Consider the following 17586-nt stretch of genomic DNA (forward strand, 5'->3'; position numbering starts at 1 on the left):
GTGCCTCAGGCGGCCGTGTGGTGGGCGAGGGCCAGATGCGGGTCCGCCTCGCCCGGCACCGGCGCCGGGTCCGCGTGCACCAGGGCCGCCGTGAGCCGGGGCACGGCGTGCAGCAGGGCGTGTTCGGCCTCGACGGCGACGGCGTGGGCCTGCCGTACGGTCGCCTCGCCGTCCACGACGACCGCCACCTCGGCCCGCAGCCGGTGCCCGATCCAGCGCAACCGCAGCTCGCCCACCTCCTGCACGCCCGCGACCTTCCGCAGCGCCCGCTCGGCACGGTCCACGAGTGCCGGGTCCACGGCGTCCATGACGCGCCGGAACACCTCACGCGCCGCGTCCCGCAGCACCAGCGCGATGGTGGCCGTGATCGCCAACCCGACGATCGGGTCCGCGAGTTGCCAGCCCAGTGCCGCACCCGCGGCGCTCAACAGCACGGCCAGTGAGGTGAATCCGTCGGTACGGGCGTGCAGTCCGTCCGCGACCAGGGCCGCCGAGCCGATGGCCCGCCCCACCCGGATCCGGTACCGGGCCACCCATTCGTTCCCCGCGAACCCGACGAGCGCCGCCACGGCCACTGCCGGGATCTGCTCCATGGGCCGTGGGTCGAGCAGCCGGTGGACGGCCGTCCACGCCGCGAAGGCCGCCGACGCGGCGATCGTCAGCACGATGGCGATGCCCGCGAGGTCCTCGGCCCGCCCATAGCCATAGGTGAAGCGGCGCGTCGCCGCGCGCCGGCCCAGCACGAACGCGATGCCCAGCGGTACGGCGGTCAGCGCGTCCGCCGTGTTGTGCACCGTGTCGCCGAGCAGCGCCACCGACGCCGAGGCGACCACCACGACCGCCTGCACGAGCGCCGTCACGCCGAGCACCGCCAGTGACACCCACAGGGCCCGCATACCGCGCGCCGAGGATTCGAGGGCGGAGTCGAGCTTGTCGGCCGTCTCGTGGGAGTGCGGCTTGAGCAGATGGGTGAGGCGGTGGCGGAGGCCGGCGCGCGTGGGGGAGTGCGGGTGAGCGTGGTGGGGGGTGTGGCCGTGCGGGTGATCCCCGTCGTGCGCGTGCCCTTGGTCGTGCTCGTGCTCGTGCCGGTCGCTCACTGCGGTCCCCTTCCGGTGCGCGGTGGTGGACGCGGACCGTCCCCCACGCCATTATGTGCGTATGAGCGCACGCATGCACCTATCACCTGCGCACGATGCGCATCCGCGCACCCCGGGCGAGGAACAGTTCGCGCTCGCCGCCGAACTCCTCGCCCTGCTCGGCGACCGCACCCGCCTCACCCTGCTGCACGCCCTGACGGCCGGCGAGGCCGACGTCACGACGCTCACGGAGGCGTGCGGCGCGGCCCGTCCCGCCGTCAGCCAGCACTTGGCACGGCTGCGGCTCGCCGGTCTGGTGGACACGCGCAAGGAGGGCCGCCGGGTGATCTACTCCCTCGGTGACGGCCATCTGCGCCGCCTCGTCGACGAGGCGCTGAACGTGGCGGACCACCGGCTCACCGACCGGCCGCCGCACGACTGAACCCGGCGGCCCGACCGCATCGCCGCTCAGCCGCCCGTGTGACTGCCCAGGTACTGCTCCGCGAAGGCCCTGGCGGCCGTCGGGGAGTCGAAGATGCGGCGGAGCCGGGCAAGGGTGGTGCCCGCGCGGTACGGGTCGCCCGACGACGTGCCGTGGTAGACCTCGGAGAGCCAGTGGGAGAACTCCTGGTAGTCCCACACCCGGGTCAGACAGGCACTCGAATAGCCGTCAAGACCGGTGCTGTCGCCCTTCGTGAGGTGGGCGACCAGACCGTCGCCGAGCAGGAAGGCGTCGTGCAGGGCGAGGTTCATGCCCTTGGCGGCGATGGGCGCGGTGAGATGGGCGGCGTCGCCGGCCAGGAAGAGACGGCCGAACACCATGGGCTCGACGACGTAGTTGTGCATGTCCAGGACGCGCTTCTCGATCAGCCGCCCCTCGGTCAGCGGCGGTGCGCCGTGCGCGCCGAGCCGCTGCTGCAACTCGGTCCACACCCGGTCCTCCGACCAGTTCTCCGGGTCGTCGCCGGGTGGGCACTCCAGGTAGTAGCGGGTCACCTCGGCGCTGCGCGGCATATGGCCGGCGAAGCCGCGCGGGTGCATGCCGAACAGGACGCAGTCGGAGGACGGCGGCGCCTGCGCGAGCAGCGCCAGCCACCCGATGCCGTAGTCACTGCGGGCGATATGGGCACGGCCGGCGGGCAGCGCCGCGCGTGTGGCGCCACGCGCACCGTCGCAGCCCGCCACGAAGTCACAGTGCACGACCTGCCGTCGGCCCGTGTCGGGGCAGGTGTACGACACCGAGGGGTGATCGGTGTCGAGGCCGTGCAACTCCACGTCCTGAACGCCGAAGCGTATGGCGCCCCCGCGCACGTCCGCGTACTCGCGCACCAGGTCCGTCACCAGCAACTGCTGTGGATAGACCCAGTGGTGAACCCCGGTCAGCTCGGCGTACCCGAACCGGTAGCGCTCGCCGTCGAACCGGAACTCGCACTCGGTGTGCCGCTGCGCCCGCGCCAGCAGGGTGTCGGCGAGACCACGCCGCTGGAGGCCGCGGACCGCCCCCTCCTCCAGCACCCCGGCACGCGGGCGCTGCTCGATGAACTCGCGCGTCTCGATCTCCAGGACCAGACAGTCGACGGACGCCGCCCGCAGGATGTTGCCGAGGGTGAGGCCGGCCGGTCCGGCGCCCACGACGACTACCGGAAAGCGCTGCGCGGGGCTGGAGTTGGGGTGGGGGGAGGTGGAAGTCACCCGAGCATTATGCGGGCGGCCGACGCGGCAGGGGAGGGCTCCGGAGCCGGGCGGCTTCGGCGCCGGGCGGGTGGAGCGCGGGCCGGCTAGCCCAGGCGGGGTATCTCGATCGCCGGGCAGCGGTCCATGACCATCTCCAGGCCCGCCGCGCGGGTGCGGTCGTAGGCCGCCTCGTCGATGACGCCGAGCTGGAACCAGACCGCCTTGGCGCCCTTGGCGACCGCCTCGTCGGCGACCTGGCCCGCGAGATCGCTGTTCACGAAGACGTCGACCACGTCCACGTCGAACGGGATGTCCGCGAGGGAGGCGTAGCCCGGCTCGCCGTGGACCGTCTCCGCCTTCGGGTGGACCGGCACGATGCGCTTGCCGTAGCGCTGGAGTACGTCGGCGACCCCATGGGCCGCGCGCCGCTGGTTCGACGACAGGCCCACGATCGCCCACGTGTCGCCCAGCTCGGTGAGGATCCTGCGAACCGCCGCATCGTCGCCGTACACCACGGGCCTCCTCCTGCTTCGTCGAACCGTCGTCGTCCGTTCTCGGCCGTCCGTTCTCGGCCGTCCGTTCTCGTGAGCCACAACGGACGACGGGCCACGAGGATTCCCGGCGCGCGCCACGCCCGGTCCTCCCCGGCCTTCCCCCCCGCCTCTCCCGGCCTTTCTGCGGGACCGCGGACCGAACTGCTGTCCGGTCGAGCCGGTGAGCAGTACCGTTCGGGCAGTGCGCAGCGCAGGGGGTGGCGATGCCCGGGTACGACACGGACGACCAGCGGACTCACGACCCGGCCGACGTCCGCCACGCTGCCCGCAAAGCGGGCCGGATGGCTGCGGACGACCGCGCGTGCGCCTACGCTCGCTCCGTGCTGCGCATCATCGACGCCCGAACAGGCGAACCCGTCGACGCCGCGCCCGCCCGCCGGGGCCTGACCCGCATCGAGGCGCACACCGAGGGCTTCGACATCACGGCCCTACGGGTGCTGCTGGCCGCGGATCTCCTCGTGCGTGCCCTGGAGCTCGGCGGCACGCCGGTCTGGGCGCTGCTCGATGCCGAGCGGCAGCAGGCCGAACTCAGAGCCGGCGCCGCCGCCCTCGGTATCCGCCCCTTCGAGGACGGCCGCGACCCGGCCCCGGGCCTGGGCGAGGCTCAGGTCATCCACGTCGTACGGGAAGGCGGCGCGGAACCCGATGGCGTACGGCTCGCCGTCGCGGCGGCGCACTCGGAGGCGCCCTCCGGGGACGCCGAACCCGCGGCCCTGCGCCTCGCCCTGCTCGCCCGGCGGAGAAGTGTGCCCGTACAGCTCGACGCGGCCGCTCTCACCGACGCTCAGGACACCCTCGTACGCTGGCGCCGGGCCGTCGCCGCGTGGGCGCGGCAGCCGTCGCGGCCCATCCCCGACGAGGTGCGGGCCGAGCTGCGCACCGCCTGGGAGGACGATCTGGACCTGCCCGGGGTGCTCGGAGTGCTGCGCTGGGTGGAGAGCGCGCCGGACCTGCCGGACGGCGCACGCTTCGAGACCTACGCCTACGCCGACCGCCTGCTCGGCCTCGATCTCGCCCACGATCTGGGAGCGCTGTCGTGACCGCACACTTCGGAGCGGGCCCCTTGCGTCGTCTGGTCGTCCTTCGGCACGCCAAGTCCGCCTGGCCGGACGGTGTCGCGGACCATGAACGGCCGCTCGGCCCGCGCGGCCGGCGGGACGCCCCCGTCGCGGGCCGGATGATCGCCCACGCCGACTGTCTGCCGGACCTCGCCGTGTGCTCCACCGCCGTACGCACCCGCCAGACCTGGGAACTGGCCTCCGCCGCATGGGGCACCCCGCCCCCGGTGCGCCACGACCCGCGCGTGTACGCCGCGGACGTCCCCGAGCTGCTGGAGGTCGTGCACGAGGTGTCGCCCGAGGTCGGCACACTGCTCCTGATCGGGCACAACCCCGGCCTGGAGGACCTCGTCCTCGAACTGGCCGGCGACGGCCTCGACGACACCCTGGACGACGTCCGCACCAAGTTCCCCACGTCGGCGATCGCCGTCCTGGCCTGGCACGGCACCACCTGGCGGGCGCTCGCGCCCGGCACGGCGCTGCTGACCGGCGTGATGGTGGCCCGCGGCAAGAAGGAGTGACCCGGTGGCGGGCACGCGCGTGTGCCCGCACAACCCGGGCCGGACGGGTGCGGGCACTGGACATAGGCTGGCCGGATGCAGGACGAGTACCGCACAGTCGCCCACGCGGGCGTGCACGAGACCGAGGTCAACCGCTCACGCTTCATCTGTGCGCTCGCCCCGGCGGCCACCGAACAGGAGGCCCAGGACTTCCTCGCCGCCGTCCGCAAGGAGCACGCGGACGCCACCCACAACTGCTGGGCCTATGTCATCGGCGCCGACGCCGCGGTTCAGAAGGCCAGTGACGACGGCGAACCGGGCGGCACCGCCGGCGTCCCCATGCTCCAGATGCTGCTGCGCCGCGACATGCGGTACGTCGTCGCGGTCGTCACCCGCTATTACGGCGGCGTCAAGCTCGGCGCGGGCGGACTGATCCGGGCCTACGGCGGAGCGGTCGGCGAGGCGCTGGACACACTCGGCACGATCACCCGGCGCCGCTTCCGGCTGGCCACCGTCACCGTCGACCACCAGCGCGCGGGCAAGGTGCAGAACGACCTGCGCTCGACCGGGCGCGAGGTGCGGGACGTGCGCTACGGGGAGGCGGTCACCATCGAGATCGGACTGCCGGACGCCGACGTGGAGGCGTTCCGGGCGTGGCTCGCGGACGCGACGTCGGGGTCGGCCGGGTTCGAGCTCGGGGGAGAGGCGTACGGGGACGCGTGAGGGGGAGTCGCCGCGGTCGTGCCGCGGTTGTGCCTCGGTCGTGCCTCGGTTGTGCCTCGGTTGTGCCTCGGTCGTGCCTCGGTTGTGCCTCGGTTGTGCCTCGGTTGTGCCTCGGTGGTGCCGCGGTCGTGCCGCGGTCGTGCCGCGGTCGTGCCTCGGTCGTGCCTCGGTCGTGCCGCGAACGACGACCGGGTGAAATGTCCGTAACGGGCGTATGTCCGGCCCGTCATGACGGGGCGATACGGGAGTAACCGCCCGTGCTGTCAGACCCGGCCGTTAGTCTCGGGGATCATGAGACTGCTGCACACTTCCGACTGGCATCTCGGCCGGGCGTTCCACCGGGTCAACATGCTCGGCGCCCAGGCCGGATTCATCGGCCACCTCGTCACGACCGTGCGTGAGCGCGGCGTCGACGCGGTGGTCGTGTCGGGAGACGTGTACGACCGGGCGGTGCCGCCGCTCGCCGCGGTCGAGTTGTTCGACGACGCCCTGCACCGGCTCGCCGATCTGGGCGTGCCGACGGTGATGATCTCCGGCAACCACGACTCGGCACGCAGGCTCGGCGTGGGCGCCGGCCTGATCGGGCGGGCGGGCATCCATCTGCGGACCGAGCCCTCGGCGTGCGGCACACCGGTCGTGCTCCGGGACGACCTCGGCGACGTCGCCTTCTACGGTCTGCCCTATCTCGAACCCGCCCTGGTGAAGGACGAGTTCGGCGTCGAGAAGCCCGGGCACGAGGCGGTCCTCGCCGCCGCCATGGACCGCGTCCGGGCCGACCTCGCCACACGCGCGCGTGGCACACGGTCGGTCGTCCTCGCGCACGCTTTCGTCACCGGAGGCGAGGCCAGCGACAGCGAGCGGGACATCACCGTCGGTGGAGTCGCCGCGGTGCCGGCCGGGGTCTTCGACGGCGTCGACTACGCGGCGCTGGGCCATCTGCACGGCTGCCAGACCCTCACCGAGCGCGTCCGCTACTCGGGCTCGCCGCTGCCGTACTCCTTCTCCGAGGCCGACCACCGCAAGAGCATGTGGCTCGTCGACCTGGACGCCGACGGGGCGGTCACGGCCGAGCGGGTCGACTGCCCGGTGCCGCGCGCGCTGGCCCGGCTCCGCGGAACGCTGGAGGAACTGCTCGCCGATCCCGGACTCACCCGGCACGAGGAGTCCTGGATCGAGGCGACGCTCACGGACGCGGTGCGTCCGGCCGACCCCATGGCCCGCCTCGCCGAACGCTTCCCGCACACGCTCAGCCTCGCCTTCGCACCCGAGCGGGCACCGGAGGACCCGGACGTGTCCTACGGGCAGCGGCTCGCGGACCGCAGCGACCAGGAGATCGCGGAGGACTTCGTGGCGCATGTGCGTGGGGCCGGACCCGACGAGCACGAACAGGGCGTCCTGCGCGACGCGTTCGACGCGGTGCGGGCGGACGAGGCCGTACGGGAGGTGGCGCGATGAGGCTGCACCGCCTCGACCTGACGGCGTTCGGCCCGTTCGGCGGCACCCAGACCGTCGACTTCGACGCGCTGTCGCTCGCCGGCCTGTTCCTGCTCCACGGCCCTACCGGCGCCGGTAAGACGTCCGTCCTGGACGCCGTCTGCTACGCGCTCTACGGCTCCGTGCCCGGCGCCCGGCAGAGCGGCCAGGGCATGGCCCTGCGCAGCGACCACGCCGCGGCCGGCACCCGCACCGAGGTCCGCCTCGAACTGACCGTCGCCGGACGCCGGTTGGAGGTCACCCGCCAGCCGCCGTGGGAGCGCCCGAAGAAGCGCGGCTCGGGCACCACCCTCGACAAGGCGCAGACCTGGCTGCGCGAACACGACGCACAGGCCGGGACCTGGAAGGACCTCAGCCGCTCGCACCAGGAGATCGGCGAGGAGATCACCCAGCTCCTCGGCATGAGCCGCGAGCAGTTCTGCCAGGTCGTGCTACTGCCCCAGGGTGACTTCGCCCGCTTCCTGCGCGCCGACGCCGAAGCCCGCGGCAAGCTGCTCGGCCGCCTCTTCGACACCCACCGGTTCGCCGAGGTCGAGAAGCGGCTCGCCGAGCGCCGGCGGGCCGCCGAGGCCCAGGTGCGCGAGGGCGACTCCGCGCTGCTGGCCGACGCACACCGCATGCAGCAGGCGGCCGGCGACGCGATGCGGCTGCCCGACCTCGCGCCGGGCGAGCCGGGCCTCGCCGAGGCCGTCATCGGCGCCGCCGCCGTCGCCCGCAGCACCGCCCGCGAGCAGCTCACCGTCGCCCACTGCGGCCTCCTGGCCGCCGAGTCCGCCCAGGCCGCCGCCGACCGCGCCCTCGGTGACGTACGGGAAGTGGCCCGGTTGCAGCGCAGGTTCGCCGAGGCGCGGGAGCGGGCCCGGCTGCTGGACGAGCGGGTCGACGCGCACCGTGAGGCGCAGGCGCGCATGGAGCGGTCCCGCAAGGCCGAGATGGTGGCACCCGCACTGGAGCTGCGGGAGGCAGCCGAAGCGGAGCACCGGCAGGCGGCCACGGCACGGGCACGCGCGCGTGCGCTGCTCGGGGGCGCCTTCGGGGAGGCCCTGCCCGGTGGGCTCGCAGAGGCCGGCTCGCTGCTCGAAGCCGGTGCCGCCGGGCTCGCCTCCGCCGCGCGTCGGGTCGCCGAGGAACTGGGCGGGCTCGAATCGGCCCGTCGCGGCGAACGGCGACTGGCCGAACTCATCGACGAACGCGCCCAGTTGGACCGCCAGGAGCGGGCCGACGACGACGTACGGCTCGATGCCGAGGCCTGGCTCGCCGGGTGGGAGGAGACCCGGGTCGGACTCCAGGCACGTATCGAGTCCGCGCAGGAGGCCGCGAGCCGTGCCGACCAGCTGGCCGTGCAGCGTGAGCCCGCGCGGCAGCGGCTCGCCGCCGCGCGGATGCGCGACCAGCTGGGCGGCGACACGGACACAGCGGCCCGGCACGCGGCCGACACCCAGGAACAGGCGCTCACGGCCAAGGCGCACTGGCTGGACATCAAGGAACAGCGCCTGAACGGCATCGCGGCCGAACTCGCCGCGCAGCTCCAGGACGGCGCACCCTGCGCCGTCTGCGGTGCCGTCGACCACCCCGCACCGGCCCGCAAGGACGCAGGCCACGTCGACCGGGAAGCGGAGGAGCGGGCCCAGGCCGCCTACCAGCAGGCGGAAGAACGGCACGCCGAGGCCGAGCGGCGCCTGGGCCTCGTACGAGAAGCCCTGGCCGCGGCCGCCGCCGAAGCCGGCGACATGCCGACAAGTCGACTCGCCCAGGCGGCCGACGAGTTGGAGCAGCAGTACACGAAGGCTCGCCGGGACGCCTCCGCGCTGCACTCCGCCCATGAGGAGCTGCGCCGGGCCGAGGCGGAACACGAGCAGCGCACCACCGCACACCAGCAGGCGGAGATCCGAGCCGCCGCCCGGGTCGGCCACCGGGACCGTCTGGACCGCGAAAGGGCCGCCCTGGAAGCGGAGTTGGCCGAGGCGCGCGGCACCGCCGACAGCGTCGCCGCGCGCGCCACGCAGCTGGAGCGCCAGGTCGTCCTGCTCACCGACGCGGCCGACACCGCCCGCGCCGCCGAGGACACCGCCCAGCGGCTCAAGGACGCCGATGCCCGTCTCGCCGACGCCGCCTTCCGCGCGGGCTTCGACACCCCGCAGGCTGCGGCCGCCGCGCTCCTCGACGACGCCGCGCACCGTGACCTGCAACGACGGCTGGACGATTGGCAGTCCGAGGAGGCCGCCGTACGCGCGGTGCTCGCCGAGGCCGACACCGCGAACGCCGCCCAGCAGCCGCCCGCCGACCTCATGGCCGCCGAGAGCGCCGCGTCGGCCGCCGCCCGGCGCACCCGTGACGCCGCCTCCCGGCGCGACGAGGCCGCCCGCCGCTGCACCGACCTCGACCGGCTGTCCGCCCGCGCGGCCACCGCCGTACGCCAACTCGCCCCGCTGCGCGCGGAGTACGACCGCGTGGCCAGCCTCGCCGCGCTCACCGCGGGTACCTCGGCGGACAACGAACGCAAGATGCGTCTGGAGTCGTACGTGCTGGCGGCCCGTCTGGAGCAGGTCGCCGCCGCCGCGACCGTACGGCTGCAGCGCATGTCGTCCGGCCGTTACACGCTCGTCCACTCCGACGACCGCACCGGCCGCGGCCGCAGCGGCCTCGGACTGCATGTCGTCGACGCCTGGACCGGCCGTGAGCGCGACACCGCGACCCTCTCCGGCGGCGAGACCTTCTTCGCCTCCCTCGCCCTCGCCCTCGGCCTCGCGGACGTCGTCACCGACGAGGCCGGCGGCGTCCGCCTCGACACCCTCTTCATCGACGAGGGCTTCGGCAGCCTCGACGACCAGACCCTCGACGAGGTCCTCGACGTCCTCGACTCACTGCGCGAACGCGACCGCAGCGTCGGCATCGTCAGCCACGTCGCCGACCTGCGACGACGGATACATGCGCAGCTGGAGGTCGTGAAGGGAAGGTCGGGGTCGGTGGTGCGGCAGCGAGGTCACTGACCGAGGGGGCGGCGCGGCAGCGGTGACGAGTAGACGACGCTCGTCGTGACCGAGCCCAGGGTGCCGATCTTGCCGGACACCTCCTCCAAGTGCCGCATCGAGCGGGCGGCGACCTTGATGACGAAGCAGTCGTCGCCCGTGACGTGGTGGGCCTCCAGGATCTCGGGGGTGGTGGCGACCAGGTCGTGGAAGGGCTTGTAGTTGCCGTTCGGATACCGCAGGCGTACGAAGGCCAGGATCGGCAGGCCGAGCCGGTCCGGGTCGACCACCGCGGCGTAGCCCTGGATGACGCCCGCCTCCTCCAGCCGCCGTACCCGCTCCGTCACCGCGCTCGGGGACATGGACACGGCACGGGCCAGCTCCGCGAAGCTGGCGCGGCCCTCGCGCTGGAGGACGTCGAGAATGCGCCAGTCGGTGGCGTCCGGGGAAAACGTGGTCATGGGGGAGGGATAGCAGGGGAATCACCGGCAGATCAAGGGGAGCGCCGGGGAATGCCCCTTCAGGGAGTGGATCACGGGCCGTAGCTTGGTGCCCATGACGAACACCGCCACCGCCAACCCCGTCCTGCGCGTTCCGCCCGCCCCGCCGGCCGAGGCCGCCGCCCACTTCCGGGCGAGCCTCGCCTTCCACGCCGATGTGTCCGACGTCGCCGCCGCGCTCGCGGCCGGTGGTGATCCCGGGTTCGTCGTCGTGGACTCCCGGTCGACCGAGTCCTGGGACCAGGGCCACATCCCCGGCGCGATCCACCTGCCCACCGCCCTCGTCCCCGAGCAGGCCGAACAGCTCCTCGACAAGTCCGTGCCCGTGGTGACGTACTGCTGGGGCCCAGGGTGCAACGGCGCGACCCGTGCCGCCCTCGCCCTCGCCGAACTCGGCTACCGGGTCAAGGAGATGCTCGGCGGATTCGAGTACTGGGCGCGTGAGGGGTTCGAGTTCGAGACGTGGCAGGGACGTGAGCGCCGTGTGCCCGACCCGTTGACGGTGCCGGTCGACGCGGACAACTGCGGCTGCTGAGACGTCAGTTGGACGCTGTGGACTTGTGGGGCTGCTGTGCGTGTAGGTTCTGCTGCCATGGTGAGATACGCGCAGCCGGGCACGGTGGAGTGGATCGAGTCGGGCGGCGGCCCCCTGATAGCCGTACCGGAGACGGTGCTGCCGTTCTGGGCCGGCGCCGACGGCGACGAGACGGCCTCGGACTACGACCGGGCCTGCGAGATCGACGGCTTCGTCGGACTGCTGCCCGTCGGGGACAGCGCCGCGCTGGTCTTCGGCGACGAGCCCGCCTCGACCTCCTACCTTCCCGACCACGGCACCTTCGTACGGTGGTGCGCCGCCGACTCCGAGGCGGAGCTGCTCGCCCGGGTCCCGGCCGCCCTCGCCCTCGCGGACTGGGGGCACGAGGTGCGCTGGAAGGTGCCGGGGACCGTGGTGCTGTTCGACTCGGCGTGGCCGGGCCGGGACACCGAACGCACCGAGCATCTGCGCGTGTCCCTTGAGCCGGGGGCGTACGCGGTCCGTGCCGCCCAGGTGCAGCCCGGACCCGAGACCTGGCTGGGACTCGTCCAGCTCCGTCGGCTGCCGCACTGACCCTCGGCGGCCTCAACGTCGCCCACCCTCGTCAGCCTCAATAACCGGGTGCGCCGGAACCGGCCGTTGACCATCATGATCTGCCATGCCGCGTTCTCCGCACCCCGCACCCGAAGCCCTGCGCCGCGACCCCCTGCCCCTGCGTGGCCGGACCGCTCTGGTCACGGGGGCTAGCAGACGGGCCGGCATCGGACATGCCGTGGCCCGGCGGCTCGCCGCGTACGGCGCGAGCGTCTATCTGCACCACCATGTGCCCCACGACGACGCGATGCCCTGGGGAGCCGACCGGCCCGAAGACGTCGAAGCCTCCGTGCGTGAGGCGCTCGGCGACCCCGAGGCCCAGGTGCTCTCCGGTCCCGGCGACCTCTCCGACCCGGCCGCGCCCGCCGAACTGATCGCCACGGCCGCCTCGGCGCTCGGCGGACGTCTCGACATCCTGATCGCCAACCACGCCGTCAGCGGATCCGACGGCACCCTCGACGAGATCGACGCCGCCATGCTCGACACGCACTGGGCTGTCGACACCCGCGCGGTGCTGCTGCTGGCGCAGGCTCATGCCCGGCTGAGGCCGGCCGGTCCCGGCGGCAGAGTGGTGATGATGACCTCGGGTCAGGACAACGCCGGCGGTATGCCCGGCGAGATCGCCTACGCCCTCCAGAAGGGCGCCCTCGCCTCCATCACCCGCTCCCTGTCGACCACACTCGTCGAGCAGGGCATCACCGTGAACACCGTCAATCCCGGTCCCGTGGACACGGATTACCTGACCGGCGAGGCGTACGAGGCCGTGGCGGCCCGATTCCCGTCCGGCCACTGGGGGATGCCCGACGACCCGGCCCGCCTCATCGCCTGGCTGGCGACGGACGAGGCGGGCTGGATCACCGGTCAGGTCATCGACTCGGAGGGCGGATTCAGGCGCTGATCAGAGCGCGCAACGCGGTGCGCCGATCCGCCACCCGGCCGTCCTCAGAGCGCGGACAGCTCGTCGACCAGGTCGTCCAGACCCAGCGACCCCTGCGACAGGGCCGCCATGTGCCACGCCTTGAGGTCGAAGGCGTCGCCGTGGCGCTCGCGTGCCTTCTCGCGGCCCAGCAGCCAGGCCCGTTCGCCGAGCTTGTAGCCGATGGCCTGGCCCGGGATCGTCAGATACCGGGTGAGCTCGCTCTCCACGAAATCCGCCGGACGGCTGCTGTGCGACCCGAAGAACTCCTGAGCGAGCTCCGGAGTCCAGCGCTCGCCCGGGTGGAAGGGGGAGTCGGCCGGGATCTCCAGCTCCAGGTGCATGCCGATGTCGACGATGACCCGGGCGGCCCGCATCATCTGCGCGTCGAGGTAGCCGAGCCGGTGCTCCGGGTCGGTCAGGAAGCCGAGTTCGTCCATGAGCCGCTCCGCGTACAGCGCCCAGCCCTCGGCGTTGGCGCTGACCCCGCCGATGGTGGCCTGGTAGCGGGAGAGGTTCCCGGCGACGTACGTCCACTGCGCGAGCTGGAGGTGATGGCCAGGCACGCCCTCGTGGTACCAGGTCGAGACCAGGTCGTAGACCGGGAACCGGGTCTGGCCCATCGTCGGCAGCCAGGTGCGGCCGGGGCGCGAGAAGTCCTCCGAGGGGGAGGTGTAGTACGGGGCCGCCGCACCGCCGGGCGGCGCGATGCACGACTCCACCTTCCGCACCGGCTCGGCGAGTTCGAAGTGCGTGCCGTCCAGCTTCTCGATCGCCTCGTCCATCAGGCCCTGGAGCCAGTCGCGGACCTCGTCGACACCCTCGATGTGCTTGCCGTGCTCATCGAGGTGGGCCAGCGCCACCCACGGCGTCTCGGCGCCCGGGAGGATCTTCTCGGCCTCCTGCTTCATCTCGCCGAGCAGGCGGTGGTACTCGGCCCAGCCGTAGGCGTAAGCCTCGTCCAGGTCCAGGTCGATGCCGTTGAAGTAGCGCGCCCAGCGGGCGTAGCGCTCCCGGCCCACCGTGTTCGCGGCACCCTCGATCGCCGGCACGTACACATCGCGCATCCAGTCGCGCAGCTCCACCACGGCGGCCGTCGCCGTGCGGGCGGCCTCGTCCAGTTCGGTGCGCAGCGCGTCGGGGCCGGCCGAGACGAAGTCCTCGAACCAGCCGCGGCCCTCACCCGTGTCCGACCACTCGGTGAGCTGCTCGACGAACGTGGCGGTCGGGCGCGGAGCCGCGTACAGCTTGCGCTCCAGACCCAGTTCGAGGGACTCGCGGTAACCCGCGTACGCGGCCGGCACCGCGCGCAGCCGCTCGGCGATGGCCGCCCAGTCCTCGTCGGTCTCGGTGGGCGTGACCGTGAAGATCTCGCGCACGGAGTGCGCGGGCGTCGCCATGTTGCCTACCGCGCGCAGGCCTTCGTCGGCGTCGTGCACGGCCAGTTCGGCGGTCAGCCGCTCGCGCAGCAGGCGCGCGCACCGGCGCTCGATGTCACTGTCCGCGCCGGGTCGGCGTTCGGCCTCGTCCAGCCTGGCGAGGGTGTCCCGCCCGAGCTGCGCGAGTGCCTCCTGGCCCGCGGGAGAGAGATCGGGGAGCTTGCCCGAGCTCTCCTTCACGCCGAGATACGTACCGGTGACCGGGTCGAGGGCGATGAGCTCGTCGACGTATGCGTCGGCGACCTCGCGGGGAAGCGAGCTGTTCGTCTCAGACATGCGGTCCATCCTCATACGAAGGACCACGGCCCGTCACTCCGATTGAGCTGAGGGCGAAGGTGGCAGCATCGGGCCGCAGTCCCACTGCTGGAAGATCAACCGGGTCTCCACCCGGGCGACTTCGCGGCGGGAGGTGAACTCGTCCAGGACCAGGCGTTGCAGATCCGCCATGTCCGCCACCGCGACATGGACGAGGTAGTCGTCGGGACCGGTGAGGTGGAAGACGGTCAGCGCTTCCGGCAGGCCGCGGATCCGCTCCACGAACGGCCCCACCAGCTCCCTGCGGTGTGGCCTGACCTGCACGGACAGCAGTGCTTGCAGACCTCGCCCGAGCTTCGCCGGATCGAGCTGGAGCCGATGGCCGAGGATCACGCCCGAGCGGCGCAGCCGGGCCACCCGGTCGAGGCAGGTCGAGGGCGCGACCCCCACCTGCGCGGCGAGCTCCCGGTAAGGGGTCCGGGCGTCGTTCTGCAGAAGCCGCAAGAGCTGGAGATCCACCGGGTCCAGTACGACATTTTCGGCCATTGGCCGAACGTAGCACGGGATTCCGCCTCATCGTCCCGGTCAATGTTCACTCTGCGGTCATGGACACGCCCCTGGATGCGCAGGCGCACGACGTCGTGCGCAGCGCCGCACCGAGAGCACTCGCCACCGAGGCCGTGCACGCCGGCCGTGACGACCTCGCCCGGCAGGGCCTGCACGCCCCGCCCATCGACCTGTCGACCACCTACCCCTCCTACGACAGCCGTGGCGAGGCCGCCCGCATCGACGCCTTCGCCACCACCGGCGCCGAACCGGACGGCCCGCCCGTCTACGGCCGCCTGGGCAACCCGACCGTCGCCCGCTTCGAGACCGCCCTGGCCAGGCTGGAGGGCACCGACGCCGCGGTCGCCTTCGCCAGCGGGATGGCGGCACTGACCGCGGTTCTTCTGGTACGGGCCTCGATGGGCCTGCGCCACGTCGTCGCCGTACGTCCGCTGTACGGGTGCAGCGACCATCTGCTCACCGCCGGGCTGCTGGGCTCCGAGGTGACCTGGACGGACCCGGCCGGCATCGCGGAGGCGCTGCGCCCGGACACCGGCCTGGTGATGGTGGAGTCCCCGGCGAACCCGACCCTCGCCGAGCTGGACCTGCGGGCCGTGGCGCACGCCTGTGGCTCCGTCCCGCTGCTCGCGGACAACACCTTCGCCACGCCGGTGCTGCAGCGCCCCGCCGAACAGGGCGCCCGGCTCGTGCTGCACAGCGCGACCAAGTACCTCGGTGGCCACGGGGACGTGATGGCGGGCGTGGTGGCCTGCGACGAGGAGTTCGCCGGACGGCTGCGCCAGGTGCGGTTCGCCACGGGCGGTGTGCTGCATCCGCTGGCCGGCTATCTCCTGCTGCGCGGCCTGTCGACGCTCCCCGTCCGGGTGCGGGCGGCGTCGGCGAACGCCGCCGAGCTGGCCGGGCGTCTCGCTGCCGACCCGCGGGTGGCCCGGGTCCACTATCCGCGCATCGGCGGCGCCATGATCGCCTTCGAGGTGCACGGCGATCCGCACGAGGTCATCGCCGGTGTCCGGCTGGTCACCCCCGCCGTCAGCCTCGGGAGCGTCGACACCCTCATCCAGCACCCGGCGTCCATCAGCCACCGCATCGTGGACGCGGACGACCGCCGGGGCGCCGGGGTCAGCGACCGGCTGCTGCGGATGTCGGTGGGCCTGGAGGACGTGGAGGACCTTTGGGCGGACCTGGACGCCGCGCTGGAGCGGGCCCACGGGGCCACGGTCGGCCACGGCGCGCCCGCAGCCGCCGTCGGGCACTGACCCTCACGCGCTCAGGCCTTCCCCCACTCACCCCCACTCGTGAGCCGCTCTGCGACCGGCTCCTCCCGCGGACCGTCCAGCCGAGCCGTGATGACGAGGGTCCCCTCCTCGATCTGATAGTCGAGGGGGAGACCCAGTCCGCGCATCGCGGCGACCATCCCGGTGTTGGACGCCTGCGTCACGGCGTACACGCTCTCGCAGCGCGCCTCGATCGCCATCCCGACCAACCTGCGGAGCAACTCCGCGCCGATGCCGCACCGCTGCCAGGCGTCCTCGACGAGCAGCGCGACCTCCGTCTCGTCACCGTCCCACAGCAGGTGGCCGAGGCCGACGATGCGCCCCGACGCGGTCCGCACGGCGAGCGTGCGGCCGAAGCGGGGGCTGAGCAGGTGGTTCAGATAGCGGCCCGCGTCCCCTATCGGACCGTGGTAGCGCATCCCGAGCGTGCGTGCCGAGCACCGCTCGTGCATCTCCTTCGCGGCCTCCAGGTCACCGCTGTCCGCCCGGCGCACGGTGATGTCGCTGCCCTTGGGCAGGGTCAGCACGTCCTGGCTGCGCGGCACGCGCGGACCGAGCCGGGCGTCCAGCTCCACCAGGGCCCGTGCCCGCGCGAACTCGGTCGGCGTGAACGGCAGATACGGCCGCTCCACGGTGATCACTCCACCTTCCGGCGCCCGCAGCCGCATCACGGTGTCCTCCAAAGCCCCTTCCACCGGCACCGGCTCCGGTCCCCGGCCGCCCACCGCGGACACCGCGGGGAGCGAACGGATGGTGCATCGGCCCAGCAACTGCCGCAGCGCCAGCGGCAGTTCCGCGGCATCCAGGGCGGTACGCGTGGCCAGGCCCAGCACCCGGGTCGGCGCGTCCACCAGGTCGTGGGCGTCGGCCCGCTCGATCCAGGTGCTGGCACCGTCGGCCGCCGAGACCGCGGCGCTGATCTCGTCCGCGGCGAGGGCGCCGGGCGCGCGGAGCAGGAACTCGTCCACCGTGCCCTCGGCCAGCGGATGCGTCTGAAGGCTCAGGATGTCGACCCGCAGGCCGGCGAGCGCAGCGCACAGCGCGGCCAGCGAACCCGGTTCGTCCTTCACCGTCGTCCGCATCCGCCACAGTGCGCCCTCCCGGGGCACCGTCGCGGCAGATTCCTGCGGCTGGTCCGATCGCCCGGCGCGTTCCTCGGGGCTCGGCCGGGCCTCGGTATCGCTCGTCGGCGGTGCGTGACCGTGGCGGCGTGTCCGCCATGCGCGGAACCCGGCGCCGGCGACCAGCAGGGCCGCCGCGGCCGGTACCAGCACCGCTGCGGCGGGCCCGACCCCATCGAGGTTCGCAGCGGCCTCGGCGACCGCGACCGCCGTCAGGACCGCGGCGAGTTCGACGGCGTTCCGCCGCCCGTGGTGTACCGGACGTCCGTGTTTCGCACGCGTCACATCAGATATGTCTCGACTCATACACCCACTGTGAAGGAACGGTGTTGCGTGA

The 17586-nt window shown here is 73.1% G+C and carries 17 protein-coding genes; 10 read left to right on the top strand and 7 right to left on the bottom strand.

What is annotated here, in order from left to right; genetic code table 11:
- Window positions 1-5: 5 nt before the first annotated feature.
- Window positions 6-1097 carry a cation diffusion facilitator family transporter gene (locus tag ACFPQ9_RS29870; protein WP_380860101.1) on the bottom strand — a complete coding sequence of 364 codons (1092 nt, stop codon included), beginning with the start codon at window positions 1095-1097 and terminating at the stop codon, window positions 6-8.
- Window positions 1098-1158: 61 nt separating this feature from the next.
- Here ACFPQ9_RS29870 and ACFPQ9_RS29875 point away from each other — a divergent pair, with 61 nt between their 5' ends.
- Window positions 1159-1518 carry an ArsR/SmtB family transcription factor gene (locus ACFPQ9_RS29875; protein ID WP_380860103.1) on the top strand — a complete coding sequence of 120 codons (360 nt, stop codon included), beginning with the start codon at window positions 1159-1161 and terminating at the stop codon, window positions 1516-1518.
- Between the two features lie 26 nt (window positions 1519-1544).
- On the opposite strand, the gene ACFPQ9_RS29880 is transcribed toward ACFPQ9_RS29875, so the two are convergent.
- Window positions 1545-2768 (bottom strand): 4-hydroxybenzoate 3-monooxygenase, encoded by a 1224-nt coding sequence (locus ACFPQ9_RS29880; RefSeq protein WP_380860106.1) that lies wholly within the window; start codon window positions 2766-2768, stop codon window positions 1545-1547.
- Window positions 2769-2854: 86 nt separating this feature from the next.
- On the bottom strand, window positions 2855-3262 hold the full coding sequence (locus ACFPQ9_RS29885) for a CoA-binding protein (RefSeq protein ID WP_380861310.1): 408 nt from the start codon (window positions 3260-3262) through the stop codon (window positions 2855-2857).
- A 323-nt stretch (window positions 3263-3585) separates the two neighbouring features.
- On the opposite strand from ACFPQ9_RS29885, the gene ACFPQ9_RS29890 reads away from it, so the two are divergent.
- The 5 genes from ACFPQ9_RS29890 to ACFPQ9_RS29910 all read left to right on the top strand — a co-directional run bounded on the left by ACFPQ9_RS29890 (window position 3586) and on the right by ACFPQ9_RS29910 (window position 10069).
- Window positions 3586-4344, top strand: a complete 759-nt coding sequence (locus ACFPQ9_RS29890; protein ID WP_380861312.1) for a hypothetical protein — start codon at window positions 3586-3588, stop codon at window positions 4342-4344.
- Window positions 4341-4883 carry a SixA phosphatase family protein gene (locus ACFPQ9_RS29895; protein ID WP_380860109.1) on the top strand — a complete coding sequence of 181 codons (543 nt, stop codon included), beginning with the start codon at window positions 4341-4343 and terminating at the stop codon, window positions 4881-4883. The genes ACFPQ9_RS29890 and ACFPQ9_RS29895 overlap by 4 nt, the downstream gene beginning before the upstream one ends.
- Before the next feature lie 75 nt (window positions 4884-4958).
- Complete coding sequence (locus ACFPQ9_RS29900; RefSeq protein ID WP_380860112.1) at window positions 4959-5585, top strand: YigZ family protein; 627 nt, start codon at window positions 4959-4961, stop codon at window positions 5583-5585.
- Window positions 5586-5876: 291 nt separating this feature from the next.
- Window positions 5877-7040 (top strand): exonuclease SbcCD subunit D, encoded by a 1164-nt coding sequence (locus ACFPQ9_RS29905; RefSeq protein ID WP_380860115.1) that lies wholly within the window; start codon window positions 5877-5879, stop codon window positions 7038-7040.
- Window positions 7037-10069 carry an AAA family ATPase gene (locus ACFPQ9_RS29910; protein ID WP_380860118.1) on the top strand — a complete coding sequence of 1011 codons (3033 nt, stop codon included), beginning with the start codon at window positions 7037-7039 and terminating at the stop codon, window positions 10067-10069. Before ACFPQ9_RS29905 ends, ACFPQ9_RS29910 begins: the two co-directional genes overlap by 4 nt.
- On the opposite strand, the gene ACFPQ9_RS29915 is transcribed toward ACFPQ9_RS29910, so the two are convergent.
- On the bottom strand, window positions 10063-10509 hold the full coding sequence (locus ACFPQ9_RS29915) for an Lrp/AsnC family transcriptional regulator (RefSeq protein WP_125527225.1): 447 nt from the start codon (window positions 10507-10509) through the stop codon (window positions 10063-10065). The two genes, ACFPQ9_RS29910 and ACFPQ9_RS29915, sit on opposite strands and share 7 nt — an antisense overlap.
- 94 nt (window positions 10510-10603) lie before the next feature.
- On the opposite strand from ACFPQ9_RS29915, the gene ACFPQ9_RS29920 reads away from it, so the two are divergent.
- From ACFPQ9_RS29920 to ACFPQ9_RS29930, 3 genes are all read left to right on the top strand, one after another.
- On the top strand, window positions 10604-11083 hold the full coding sequence (locus tag ACFPQ9_RS29920) for a rhodanese-like domain-containing protein (protein WP_380860122.1): 480 nt from the start codon (window positions 10604-10606) through the stop codon (window positions 11081-11083).
- Between the two features lie 57 nt (window positions 11084-11140).
- The gene (locus ACFPQ9_RS29925; RefSeq protein WP_380860125.1) at window positions 11141-11656 is read left to right on the top strand and encodes an immunity 21 family protein; all 516 of its coding nucleotides are present in this window, start codon (window positions 11141-11143) and stop codon (window positions 11654-11656) included.
- A gap of 85 nt (window positions 11657-11741) precedes the next feature.
- Entirely contained in the window at window positions 11742-12575 is an 834-nt protein-coding gene (locus tag ACFPQ9_RS29930) for an SDR family oxidoreductase (protein ID WP_380860128.1), read from the top strand.
- A 44-nt stretch (window positions 12576-12619) separates the two neighbouring features.
- Here the strand turns inward: ACFPQ9_RS29930 and ACFPQ9_RS29935 are convergent, their stop codons facing one another.
- Together ACFPQ9_RS29935 and ACFPQ9_RS29940 are read right to left on the bottom strand one after the other, a co-directional pair.
- Window positions 12620-14308 carry a DUF885 domain-containing protein gene (locus tag ACFPQ9_RS29935; RefSeq protein WP_380860131.1) on the bottom strand — a complete coding sequence of 563 codons (1689 nt, stop codon included), beginning with the start codon at window positions 14306-14308 and terminating at the stop codon, window positions 12620-12622.
- A 33-nt stretch (window positions 14309-14341) separates the two neighbouring features.
- Window positions 14342-14833, bottom strand: a complete 492-nt coding sequence (locus tag ACFPQ9_RS29940) for an Lrp/AsnC family transcriptional regulator (protein ID WP_380860134.1) — start codon at window positions 14831-14833, stop codon at window positions 14342-14344.
- A gap of 59 nt (window positions 14834-14892) precedes the next feature.
- Between ACFPQ9_RS29940 and ACFPQ9_RS29945 the strand changes: the two genes are divergently transcribed.
- Window positions 14893-16110, top strand: coding sequence for a trans-sulfuration enzyme family protein (locus ACFPQ9_RS29945; RefSeq protein WP_380860137.1), 1218 nt, complete (start codon window positions 14893-14895; stop codon window positions 16108-16110).
- Window positions 16111-16121: 11 nt separating this feature from the next.
- Here the strand turns inward: ACFPQ9_RS29945 and ACFPQ9_RS29950 are convergent, their stop codons facing one another.
- Complete coding sequence (locus tag ACFPQ9_RS29950) at window positions 16122-17555, bottom strand: GNAT family N-acetyltransferase (RefSeq protein ID WP_380860140.1); 1434 nt, start codon at window positions 17553-17555, stop codon at window positions 16122-16124.
- Window positions 17556-17586 lie beyond the last annotated feature (31 nt).

This window comes from Streptomyces coerulescens, assembly GCF_042657965.1.
Classification (GTDB): Bacteria; Actinomycetota; Actinomycetes; order Streptomycetales; family Streptomycetaceae; genus Streptomyces; species Streptomyces coerulescens.